Annotated in this window: 9 protein-coding genes; 5 read left to right on the top strand and 4 right to left on the bottom strand. The window is 45.6% G+C overall.

The genetic code is table 11. The annotated features are described in order from the left end of the window. Positions 1-70: 70 nt before the first annotated feature. Positions 71-1,204: a response regulator gene (locus JNE38_RS22485; protein WP_203353353.1), complete on the top strand. Its 1,134-nt coding sequence runs from the start codon at positions 71-73 to the stop codon at positions 1,202-1,204. A gap of 9 nt (positions 1,205-1,213) precedes the next feature. Here the strand turns inward: JNE38_RS22485 and JNE38_RS22480 are convergent, their stop codons facing one another. After that, complete coding sequence (locus JNE38_RS22480) at positions 1,214-4,282, bottom strand: ATP-binding protein (protein WP_203353352.1); 3,069 nt, start codon at positions 4,280-4,282, stop codon at positions 1,214-1,216. 328 nt (positions 4,283-4,610) lie between these two features. On the opposite strand from JNE38_RS22480, the gene JNE38_RS22475 reads away from it, so the two are divergent. Continuing rightward, a complete protein-coding gene (locus JNE38_RS22475; protein WP_203353351.1) occupies positions 4,611-7,052 on the top strand; it encodes an EAL domain-containing protein in 2,442 nt (813 codons plus the stop codon). Positions 7,053-7,212: 160 nt separating this feature from the next. Beyond that, complete coding sequence (locus tag JNE38_RS22470; protein WP_203353350.1) at positions 7,213-7,797, top strand: hypothetical protein; 585 nt, start codon at positions 7,213-7,215, stop codon at positions 7,795-7,797. Positions 7,798-7,899: 102 nt separating this feature from the next. On the opposite strand, the gene JNE38_RS22465 is transcribed toward JNE38_RS22470, so the two are convergent. Further along, positions 7,900-9,159, bottom strand: coding sequence for an MFS transporter (locus JNE38_RS22465; protein WP_275296597.1), 1,260 nt, complete (start codon positions 9,157-9,159; stop codon positions 7,900-7,902). A gap of 22 nt (positions 9,160-9,181) precedes the next feature. Beyond that, positions 9,182-10,081, bottom strand: coding sequence for an ArsR/SmtB family transcription factor (locus tag JNE38_RS22460; RefSeq protein ID WP_203353348.1), 900 nt, complete (start codon positions 10,079-10,081; stop codon positions 9,182-9,184). A gap of 256 nt (positions 10,082-10,337) precedes the next feature. Here JNE38_RS22460 and JNE38_RS22455 point away from each other — a divergent pair, with 256 nt between their 5' ends. Continuing rightward, complete coding sequence (locus JNE38_RS22455) at positions 10,338-10,919, top strand: DL-endopeptidase inhibitor IseA family protein (RefSeq protein WP_203353347.1); 582 nt, start codon at positions 10,338-10,340, stop codon at positions 10,917-10,919. Positions 10,920-11,100: 181 nt separating this feature from the next. Here the strand turns inward: JNE38_RS22455 and JNE38_RS22450 are convergent, their stop codons facing one another. Next, positions 11,101-11,556 carry a CBO0543 family protein gene (locus tag JNE38_RS22450; RefSeq protein WP_203353346.1) on the bottom strand — a complete coding sequence of 152 codons (456 nt, stop codon included), beginning with the start codon at positions 11,554-11,556 and terminating at the stop codon, positions 11,101-11,103. 279 nt (positions 11,557-11,835) lie between these two features. Here JNE38_RS22450 and JNE38_RS22445 point away from each other — a divergent pair, with 279 nt between their 5' ends. Beyond that, entirely contained in the window at positions 11,836-12,414 is a 579-nt protein-coding gene (locus tag JNE38_RS22445) for a DedA family protein (protein ID WP_203353345.1), read from the top strand. Positions 12,415-12,430 lie beyond the last annotated feature (16 nt).

Below are 12,430 nucleotides of genomic sequence, written 5' to 3'. Positions count from 1 at the left end.
TTACATAAAGTATAGTTTTCCATTATATTTTTATGTATGAAAATATATTAGTGGTAAATAGGAGCAGTCAATGAAAATCATTTTAATAGACGATGAATATCTTTCTTTGAATTTTCTAGAAAAACTACTTCTAAAAATGGAAAACGCCCAGATTGTAGGGAAGTATATGGACTCGTTCGAAGGGAGAGAAGCGATTCTTCAGGAAGATGTAGATGTGGTGTTCTTGGATATTCATATGCCAGAAGTAAATGGTATAGAGCTGGCAGAACAATTGCTAGAAAAAAAGCCTAAGCTGCAGATCGTATTTGTAACAGCCCATGACGATTATGCCGTTCAAGCATTTGAACTGAACGCGCTTGATTACCTATTAAAACCCTTCGGAACAGAACGATTATTGAAAACATGGGAGCGAATAAAGGATCGTGCGGATGGAGAAACGCAAACAAGTGTATCATCGATTCAACCGATTCACATAAAAATGCTCCAGCATTTATCGATTGAAGTGGAAGACCACCAATCTTCGCTGCTTCGTTGGCGAACCAGCAGCGCACAAGAGCTGTTCTTGTATTTACTCCAATATCGAGGAAAACTCGTTCGCAAATCCGTCATCGTTGATCTTCTTTGGCCGGATGCCGATATGAGCAAGGCGTATTCTCAATTGTACACGACCGTTTATTTGATTCGTAAAGTCCTGCAGCGCTTTGAACCTCATATCAAATTAGAGAATGTCATGGACGGATACATATTGAATCTCGAAAAGGCTATGGTTGATGTGGATGAATGGGAAATGCACATAAGTGCGTTACCTTCCCTGTCCGATGAAACAATCGATGAGTATGAAAAAGCCTTGGCGGCATACACAGGGGATTATCTGCAGGATTACGAGTACTGGTGGGCGGAGAGTGAACGCCATCGCCTGAAAATGCTTTGGCAGAACTACTCTTTTCAAATCGCAAATTCTTACGTAGAGATGGGACAAGAAGAGAAGGCGATCGCGAAGTATCTGGACGTATGCAACCGTTATCCGCAAGAGGAAGAAGCCCATTTTGAGTTGATGAAGCTATATGCCTCACTGAATAACTCCCCAGCTGTGCATCGCCAATACCAGGCATTGGCAACCGTTTTGGAAAATGAATTGGATGAGCGGCCGAGTCAAATGATCACGGATTGGTATCTCCAGTGGAAGCAGGAAAAAAAGGAATGAGCTGTGGGCTCATTCCTTTTTTGGGATATGAAAGGAAACGGCAGTCCCTTGGCCAGGGAAACTATCCATACGTAATCCTGTGCCGTACAGCTGCTTTAGGCGTCTGTCCGTATTACGCAAACCAATACCTTTAGCGGCTGCACCCGCTTGCTTTTCGAACACTTGGTTTTGCTTCTCTTCGCTCATCCCAACGCCATTATCGCAAATGCAGACTTCGATAGAATCCCCTTTGTCAGTGATATGAATATCGATCCTTCCTCCTGAAGCGCGTTTTAGAATCCCGTGGTGCAAGGCATTTTCCACTAAGGTCTGTATGGAAAGAGGCGGCAAAGAAATGGAGATGCCTGAGTCAAGTTTCCAGTGTATATCGATTCGTTCCCCATATCTTTCTTTCTCGATGTACAGATACGATCGTACAAGAGCTAATTCGCGTTCAAGAGGTATGACGCGCTCGGAATTTTGGAAGTCGAAGCTGATTCGTAAGTATTGGCTAAATTCCTCCAGCAAGGATAGCATTCTTGAAGTATCCATCGTTCCGAGAGAGGCGATCGAATTTAACGTATTAAAAAGGAAATGAGGCTGTATCTGGGCTTGCAGGAACGCAGCTTCGATACGAAGCCGTTCTTCGATCGAAAGCTTCAGAGTGGTTAAGGCACGCACGCGTGATCTCAGTTCCATCGAATCAACCGGCTTGGTCACATAATCATTGGCGCCTGATTGAAACCCAGCAAAAATATCTTCGGGACGATTTCGGGCAGTCAACAGCAAGATCGGAAGCTCGGAAATGGCATACCGTTCTCGAATGATGCGTGTTAATTCATAGCCGGAGATATGGGGCATCATCACGTCCGATACGATCAGGTCAAAGTGACCAAACTCTAGCTTCGCAAGTGCTTCCGCGGCGCTAGTGGCGGTTGAGATGCTGTATGGTACGGTACCCAGAATATCGACCAATATTTTCAGGTTGATGGGATCATCATCCACCATTAATATGTTCGGTTTATTCGTCGCGACGACTGTACTTTCAGACATCGCTTCGTCAGCTAGCAGATATTTCGTTGCCGCTGCTTCACCACCATAACTACTGGCAGCAGGTAACAGCTCTGTTTCAGATGGAAGTGCTTCCGCTCCGGATAAAGGCAAAGTAAAGGTGAAAATAGTGCCCTCACCGGGTGAAGATTTCACGCTGATGGTTCCGCTGTGCAGCTCGACCAGCTGCTTGGTAATGCTAAGCCCGAGACCAAATCCGCCGACATACATCGTCATTTCGGTGTGGCCTTGTTCGTAGGGGAAAAAGATCCGCTGCTGGGTCTCTTTATCCATACCGATGCCCGTATCTGCCACTTGAATGCTGGCCCTTTCATTTTCGATGGAGGCATGAATGGTGATATGTCCTTTCTCCGTAAATTTGATCGCATTATGCAGCAAATTAAATAGGATTTGGATCAGTCTGTTTTCATCTGCCTTGACTGCGGGGAAGTTTTCAGCAATGTCGATATGTAATTGAAGCGGTTTGCCGTCAAGCATGAATCGGAGCAATTCCAGGACCCCGGTAACAATGGACTGAAGGCGGATGCTTCTGATTTGCAGGCTAACGGTTTTTTCTCTCAGTCGTGTGACATCCAATAGATCATTTAGCATCAAGGCCATTCTTCTCGCTACGGTAATTTGGATCTCTAGCCTTTTTCGATGCTCTTCCGATACTGGGGTGGATCTATCGTCTAAAACGCTCTGTGTAATGTTGATAATGCCGTGTAGCGGGTTTCGTAATTCATGGGATGTATTTACCAGAAACTCATCCTTTTGCTTATCGGCAAGCTGGAGCTTTTCAGCAAGCTGGGTGGCTTGCGTATTCGCCCGAAAAAAGCGTTTGAACCAGAATCCGGCAAAGCAGAAAATGGCGATGATCAAATCAAACGGGTAATGCATCATCTCAAAACCAAGTCTATTTTTAGCACTCGTCCAGATGATGTTAACCGCAAGACTGGTACAGGCCAAGAGCAAATAAATGACGTCCTTTTCCTTCCTGAAAGCGGATTGGAGAATATAGACGGATATGACGATGGAACCCAACAAGAATAGCCCGAGAAATTTGAGAGCGAAACGAGCCGCGTAAACAGACGGCGCGAGAATGATAAAAGTGCCATATACCAGGCAAAAGACTCCAAACCACCTGATGACCCGTAGGTTTCCATATTCAGGGAATAAGAAGTATAGAAACGGCGGTAGAAAGGAGGCAACCCCAATATAGGATAATATGGCGATCTTCACCGTCAACTCATAGGGAAAATCAAACCAAATTAGAAGCAATTTTTCATCGACAGTCAGGACACTGACAATCGCACTGAGGATCAACAGTGAAAAATAAAGTAAGCTTCTATTCGCTGCTCCCAGGAAATAGAGCATAACGGCATAGGCTGCGTGTACGATAAAAACAATACTTAACAAAAATTGAAGGCTCATTGAAAGCAGGGAGTGTTGATTGACTGCTTCTAACGTTCCAAAATAAATAGGTTGAGTAATGCCACCCTCACCTGCATGGTTGGATACGTGGATCATCACTTCGATGGCGCTGCTTTTGGGGGGGATGAGAATGGAATAAGGCACATTCTTGGCCAGATGACGTCCCACTCGTTCTGATGGGTGCCCAGAACTCCCTGCTAAATGGCCGTTAATATACACAGCCGAAGCCGTTCGTATTTCACTCATCTTCAATTGCAATGTCTGCTCTACGGCTTTATCAAGGATGATTTGCAATCGGTAGGTTCCATAGAGAAATGTCTGATCGTGATTTCCTGAAAATGCTCCCTCCCATGCACCAGGAACCTGTATATTCGTTTTATCTGCTATGGAATTCATCGCGCCCATACCTGGCTTTACTAACTGAGAGGGAAAGAACTCCCACTCCCCATTCAAATGCAATACATCTTTTTCGGGTATGGGAAAACCCCGCAGGTCCAGTTTTCCATTTACGGCGAAGGGCTGGTCGATTGGCTTTAGGATGCTGAGCACCGAAAGTCGTATGCCGGTAATGGCGATTAAGAATAGTAGAACAATGAGGAATGTCTTCTTTTTCATTCGCACTCTCACGCTTTTTCGTATATTTTCGTAATATAAACAAATCATACACTATTTTTCCAGTAGTTTGACGTTATGATAGAAAAAGGAGGAGAGCTGAGTCGGGATGCAGCTATAGGCATTCATGCTTGTAAAAGGATAACCCTCCCTTGTTCAGAAATCTTTCAGAAGAGAGGGATATAATCTTTTTTTGCAAAGTGAAAGAAAGTATCCGGCTTGGATCGCCATCCTCTTTGTCATTTTCAGCAGGTCGGCTTTGTGAAGGGAGCGGAGCGCTAGCAAGGTTTTTCGCTCACTACTAATTAATGTAAAGTCAGGTGAATCATACATGGAGCATCATTTACATGGAACTTATGACCAGTTTCTGGTCATTCTATCCTATCTAATCGCTGTAATGGCTTCGTATTCCGCACTAGACTTAGCGGGGAGAATTAGCACCAGCAAGGGAAAACACCGGATGCTATGGTTAATATTCGGAGCGCTTTCCATGGGGTTGGGCATTTGGTCCATGCACTTTGTTGGAATGCTGGCGCTCACGTTACCGATAAAGGTTTTTTATGATAGCAAGTGGGTTGTTATTTCCGTTTTTTTTGCCGTGGTTGTTTCAGGCATAGCCTTGTTGACTGTTACTAGAAACAAACTGGACAAAAAACAGCTCCTTGTAGCGGGCATTTTGATGGCCATCGGAATATGCGGCATGCATTACACAGGTATGGCTGCCATGATCATTCAGATCACGTATGATCCTTTGCTTGTCCTCTTATCAGGAATCATTGCATTGACGGCTTCGGTTGCCGCATTATGGCTTTTATTTTATTTCCGCAAAGATAAAACCCGATTGGCGTATCTGTACAAGCTGGGAAGCTCGCTCATTATGGGCGCTGCGATCGCTGGAATGCATTATACGGGAATGGTTGCTGCCCAATTTCATGTGATCGAAGCAGGACAAAGCGATGTCGGGTTTCAGATAGAAACGGAGTCTCTGGCCTATATCATTGTTGTCGCTACATTCATTCTTTTAGGTGTGACTTTATTTGGCGTATTCATCAACAAAAGGTTTTCCCAAAAGGATTCCGTGATTGAGGAGAACGAAAGCTGGTATCGTTCTTTGTACAAAAATAACGAATATGGAATTATATCCATCGATACGGAAGGAATCATCATAAACATCAATCCGGCTGCGGTCAAAATTAGCGGAATCCAAGCTGGTGAGTATATCAATCAACCTATTTCAAAAATCTCGCTGCTGATAGACGAAAAGGTCAGACAAAAAACGAGTGAATTATATGTTCAATCGTTTGAGCAATCAATCAGAAGCTTTGAGACCTCGATCGTTCACCCGGAGGGGCGCCGTGTAGAATTAAGCGTGATGAACGTCCCGGTGGACATTCAAGGGAAAGTGGTCGGCAATCATATCATTATTAAAGACATCACTGAAGAAAATGCGGTTAAGGAGAAAATCAAACAGCAGGCTTACCATGATGAGTTAACAGGTTTGCCCAATCGGAGACATTTTAATGAACTTCTTACCCAGTCGATTGAACGATGTGAACGGGATGGCTTCTTCGCCGTCATGGTTATCGACATTGACCGGTTTAAAATGATCAATGACTCACTCGGGCACACTTATGGGGATATGTTTTTGCAAGGGGTAGGTAATCGCATTGTAAAAAGCGCTGCTGGGTTTGATGCGGTAGTCTCTCGAATGGGAGGGGATGAATTTACCATCATTTGCAGAACCGGAGCGGACGGGTTGGAGTCTGCACGATTGGCTGAACGGATTATCGATGAGCTAAAGTATCCCTTCCACCTAAAAGATAATGAATTTTATATTTCGGCAAGCATAGGTACGGCACTGTTCCCCCTACATGGAAAAAACGCGGTGGAATTGTTGAAAAAGGCGGATACGGCCATGTACGAAGTAAAAAAACAGGGGAAAAATGGTCATCGATTTTACTCTCAAGAATTGGATATTCAGTTGATGACGAATATCGAACTGGAAAGCGATCTTCGAAAAGCTATCGAACGGAACGAACTGGAGGTATACTATCAACCGCAGTTCCATGCCCAGAGTAATCGCATGATCGGAGTAGAAGCGCTTGTTCGCTGGAATCATCCCAAGAAAGGTCTGCTGTCTCCCGGATTATTTATTCCCATAGCGGAAGAAACAGGCTTGATTTTCGAATTGGGAACTTGGGTTTTGCGCAATGCCTGCCAACAAATGAAGCAGTGGCATGATGAGGGGGGACCGTTAGTTCCCGTGTCCGTAAACTTGTCTTCGCAGCAATTTCACCAACCGAATTTAGTAGACTATGTAAAAAGTATCCTCGAAGAAACGCAGTTGGAGCCAAAGTACTTGGAGTTGGAAATAACAGAGAGCATGATGATGGACCCCAATGTATCGATCAGCATTTTGCAGGATCTGAACAGTCTTGGTATTCGGATCAGTTTAGATGACTTTGGGACTGGCTATAGTTCCTTGAGCTATTTAAAAAAATTTCCGATCCACAAATTGAAAATCGACCGTTCCTTCATAAAGGATATTTCCCTAAACAATAGCGATAAAGCCATTGTGGCAACGATCATCTCGATGGCACAGCACTTGAATTTGGATGTGATAGCTGAGGGGATTGAAACCAAGGATCAGCTGGACATCCTTACGAAAAGTGATTGCATGGAGATCCAAGGATACTATTTTAGTAAGCCATTAAGCGCGAGAGATGTAGAAGATAGTTTTTTTGTCCCTAGCAGAGCAACGATAAATAACTGAACGACACGTGTCCTCCCAGAGATTTATTGGGAGGCTTTTCTTTTTTGGATCTTTTGGGTGGGCTCGAGTCGAATGATCTTATGTTTACCCGAATAAAGTGGTAACGTGTTTTGGATTCACCATAAGTCGTTGTGATGGCGTCGAAGGAGGCTTCTGAACGATGCGTGAGAAGTTCCTGGGTTATTGGGTAAAACCGTTGCCGAAAATGGAATTCACATCACTGATAGCGCGGCTGAGTGGAAACCGTACCATAACGCTCGTCACCATTGCCTTGCTCAGTACTCTGACCACGCTGTTCCAACTAGCGGGAGGCCTTATGCCGGGACCAGGATACTTGATCAGCCCTCTTGCTACCGCGCCGATTGTAGTAGCGACTCTCATTTCCCCGCGCTCGGGCGCAACCGCTTATGCACTTGCGATCATGCTATTGCTGCTCATTCAACCGAGTGAGCTTATCGTCTTTTCGTTTACTACAGGACCGCTTGGGCTGGCACTTGGCTTTTGCATTGTGCACTTCAAAAACCGGATTCAGGTTGTCTTGTTTTCCTCAGTGGTGCTATGGGCTGGAATAGCGCTGGTGCTATACGGCTTTCGCTTTCGTCTGCTCGGCCCGTCGGTTTCAGAGACCTTTCATGTCGATATGATCATGTATATATTTCTTTTTTGTTTGTTTTATAGTGGGATATGGACGGAAATCAGCCTCCGGTTATTAGCAAGATTAGGAAGGCATGTTCGTGGAGGGTAAGAAAAAGGGTGTCGGGTGGAGAAAGTGGTCAACCAGTAAAAAACTGGCTGACCTCGTAATACGATTGGGAAGTTTAGCGCAACGTCTGTAAACCCCGAATATTCAGGTGGCAACTGTATGGTTGTCACTCCCTCTTTTCCTCGCGGCCACCTCTGAGATTTCTCCATCCAGTTCTTTAAGTAAAGGGATGAAGCAGCCGCTCAAACCTGCAAGTAACGGTAACAATCCCGCTAGAGAAAACATGAATGGGACTCCAAGCACTTGTGCGACCGCTCCGCCTAGAAATCCGCCCAATGGCGCAAGAGATCCCCCTACGAGATACCGTACAGCCATCACTCGGCCTCTCATCCCGTCGGAGACCAAGCCCCCGAATAAGGCAGTGCTGAACGAGCTGAAAAAAGGGCCGGCCATTCCCAGCATTACCGATACGACTAGAGCCGTCTGAAAATGGGAGCTGGAACCTAACACGATGTATAGGAGGCCGATGCAGATTAAACTCCCCAGCATTGGAATTCTTCTTTTTTTCACATCTCCGATCAGCGATATGATGAGCAATGCCGCCAAAGTTCCGATTGATACGGACGTCCCAAGTAATCCCATTCCGCTTGCATCTTTGTGAAGCGTATCCTGGACGAAGGGCACCATCATGGTCCAAACCGCCATGGAACACATATTGGATATCGCGACGAGAATCATGATGACAAGCATCGGTGGATACTGCTTAAAGAACGATAAACCTTCTACGATCTCGCGTAGATAACTGCTATCACGTGCGGATGCCTTCTCACGCTTGCCACCCATTCGGGGTAAAAAGCAAATGAAAGCCGCCGAGAGAAGATAACAGGCAGCATTTACGGCCAATGTGAAGTCTACCCCGATAACCGCGATCATTGTCCCTGCTGCTATTGGACCTACAAGAGAGGCACCGTTTCTGAAGCCGTCGAGAATCGCGTAGCTTTTCACGAGGCGATCCCTTTTGGTAAGCATTGGTACAGTCGCCAACGCAGCCGGATCAAAAAGGGCATTGCATAATCCAGTGATGACGGCAGCTGCGTACAATTGCCACAACTGCAGGGCATCGAGGAATGCGCACGACACCGGAACGGCGATAGCTGTAAAACGGATCACATTAAGACCAGTCAGCAGGTGTCTCTTGTCGATGCGGTCTATGAGCGGCGCTCCCAAAAGCCGTCCTGCAACTTCGGGGATTCCTCTGCAAAGGGCAAGAGTTCCCATAGACAGCTTCGAGCCAGTCAGCAGATAGACCATCCATTCAAGAGCAAGCAATCCGAAGGTATCTCCTAAGCTACAGATCGTTAACGCCGCGGCCATGATAAAGAAGCTCTTAGGTTTCAATGACACTCTCGATTCACGACCTTCCCGCTTACAACTCAACCAGATAGTGATTTAGCTGCGAGTTTAGATCCTTCAATGCTTCACGCCGAACGCTGTACTCGACAAGGTTGCCCGTCATGCTGACCCGTACTAGACCCGCTGCACGCAGGAGCATGAGATGGTAGTGGACTGTCCCTTTCGATAATCCGCAATGGCGGACAATATCGCTGAAGGTTTGGGGCGTTTTCGCGATAAAGCGAAGGATATGCAATCGATTCTCATCAGAGAGGCCACGGGTAAAGCGCAGCAGAGAAGGGGACGGTTCATCTATCCCGACCGGCAGTGCGTCGACTGGGTATTTGGTAAAGCTGATTCGTTCATAGTGTGAGGACGTGTTCGCAGGTCGAAAATGGTACTGCGGAATCAGGATGATTTTCTCCAGTTTGTCGTCGGGATTCAGGCGGAATCCATTGGTTGCCTTTTCCATCAAATCGGATGGAGGCATCAGTGGCATCAACGATCGCATCGCTTCGGCATTTTGCTGGAGTCCTTCCAGGATCGCATGCTCTACCTGGGAAAAATACTGCTCGTTCCATACATTCAGCATCCAGACCAATTTGTCACGCTTCGTGCTGAGATCGGCCGGTACCTGGGCACTCCAACGGGAAAACAAATCAAACAAATCGCCAGAAGAGAGTCCCGAGAGCCAAGCGAGAAATCCTTCGGGAGATCGTTCTCCGGGACAAGCCCACACCAGTAAGTTCAGATCACAAACCTCTGGGTCATTGGCGATCTCTTTAAGGAAATTCTCGGGTAAACGATTCTTAACTGATTTTACCCAAGAGGCCCCAAGCTCCAGCACTTTGTGGCTGCTTTTGTGGGTGAACGCATAAAAGCTGGAAGCTAACTCGTGCGCCGGAGCAAAATCGATTTCCAAAGTGAGGGTCATTGTTTCGCACATCCCTATTGTTCGAAAAATATAGAACTTAAATTAGTTTTATAATATTCGAACTGAAACGGGATGTCAATTTCTACAAAATCAATGCATAGACTGTCCATCATGTTCGTATAGCGTAGGCTCTATACTTCGACTGAACGGGATGGAAAACCCCGATTGGAAATTTTTTTCTCTTTCGTGTAGCAAACTCTCTTTTTCTGCGTCTAACTAAATGATTGATTCCCTTTACTAAAGAGAGGTTATTTTGATGAGAAATGTTGTAATCAAAACTGCACTACTCGCTTCTACGATTTTTGCTCTGACTCCACTCACTTCCTTTGCTGCGTCCTTGCCGACAGTGCAGACTACTCAAGTCAGTACTGCAAAGACCGCTACCCCTGTGCCGCAAATGGATGAAAAGCAAATCGTGAATCTTGTCACCCAAGCAAAGAATCTTTTCTGGCAGGTACAAACGGCAAAGACCGATAAGAAAGCCTTTGAATTTAAGGAAATTCCGTATGTTTATTTGAACGATACGTTTTCCACCAAGGAAAAAATCGTATCTGCGTTTGAACAGGTTTATACGAAAGAGGCTAGCAACTTCTACTTCGATCAGGCAGGCTTTGAACTGTACCAAGACAAGGTAACGGTTGTCGATGGAGACTTCGGCAGTCTGCTAGAATGGGACAAAGCAACAGCGGTGCTCTCCAGTGAACGCCCGAGCGCAAAAACGTATCAACTGTCCGTCCCTCTTGGAGATACAGGTGAGAGCGAGGAAGTATTCGTGACAGTTAAGTTGATTCCTGACCTCGGCTGGAGAATTATCAATTCCCCAAATGAAATCCGATAAATCTTTGGAATAACGAAATGACAGTAGTCTTCGGAGGACGATCGTGCCCTTGCTGTAATCCATATCAACAGTGCGGCGTGAAGAAATGAAAGCATTCATGGGCAAGAAGGCGGAAAATCGAAGGGTATTTACAAACGTATTAGATGAAAAGAAGCCGGAGTGATGGGTAAATGTTGGGACATTACTTCTCCAAAACTCCCTTCGTTTTTAAAAGGTAGAAGAAGCCGTATGTAAGTAAAGCGGGAGTCAAATAGGAAAAAAAGGTCCAGATAAAATTCCACCCATTATAATAAGACACTTTTTCAAGGTAGAAATAACCTGTTTCAATTAGAGTGAGTCCGATTGAAAACATCAAAATCAGTAAAAAAGGGTTACTGCTTTTTTTCTGAATGAAATGGATATTGAAGCAGGCTGCAACCGGAAAGAGACCTATATCTGCTGGAAGCATAGAAGCTGTTTTCGGCTCTAAAAGAGGAGTAAACAGCCAGAAGTTATAGTATGTCCCCCATATATTCACAATGAATGAAATCGCTGAACTAAAAGGGGCGATGGTTAATACGACTTTGGGATTTTTGAAAAACAACCAAATGCCAAAAAACCATGGTATCAGGAAGCCGAACAAAATGTTTACCAGCATAGAGTCTCCCAGTGGTCTTTAGTCGTTCATGGTTACTGCAATCAGTTTATTCGAGCCTTAGCATTGGGGTATACACCCAATTATCCCCAAATCGAGGAGGATTATGATAGAGCGGGTCAAACTCAACATACGTTTTGTAAAATCGATGTGCCTGATTGAACAGAGCCTATTCGTAAGAAATTTTTCAGAAATCCTTTAGGAATTCTTAAACGTTTCTCTCCCTTTTTGAAAGGTTTCTTCGTTAGCATAGAGAGGAAGAAACCGAGGGAGGGATAATTCGTGGAATTGCATAGTTTCTTCGGGTTATTCGTCCGCATAGGAAAGGAAATGACGAGTAAGCTGATTCCGGATGAAATCGTCGTGATGAACGCAGGGGCTTCGGCCGCGCATTCGGATGTCTACATAGGAACTGCCTTTGTGGCCGTTCATCTGGCGCTCTTGATCGTTTTGACGACTTGCTACTGCGCAGGTGCTCTTTTGGGCTCGGTGATCGTCTCTCGGGTCCAGCAGCGCCGTGGCACTTTGACTGGGAAGAACAAGGGGAGGGAGGGATTCAAGCATGCGGGATGGCTGCTGTGCCTGAGTCTTTTCATTCCGGGTGTGCGGTATCTGGCTCCTTTTTTGGCGGGTGCATACCGGTTTCGTCCTCATCACTATTTGCTTGTTATTTTGCCGAGCAGCTTTGTATGGACGCTTCACTACTTTTTAGCAGGCTACTGGTTTCCTGACAAAATGGAATGGCTGGCGGCGGGCGTGTACAGCTACAGTAAGATTGCGTTGACAGGGATGTTCCTCATCGCATTGGCTTATGCGGCATTCCGACAGCTTCGTCGGTCGAGGAACTGGTTTCACTCATAAACAAAAAACAACCGTC

The sequence above is a fragment of the Brevibacillus choshinensis genome (assembly GCF_016811915.1).
GTDB lineage: Bacteria > Bacillota > Bacilli > Brevibacillales > Brevibacillaceae > Brevibacillus > Brevibacillus choshinensis_A.
Note: the sequence above shows the minus strand (reverse complement) of the source record. Positions and strands in the feature narration are given on the sequence as shown.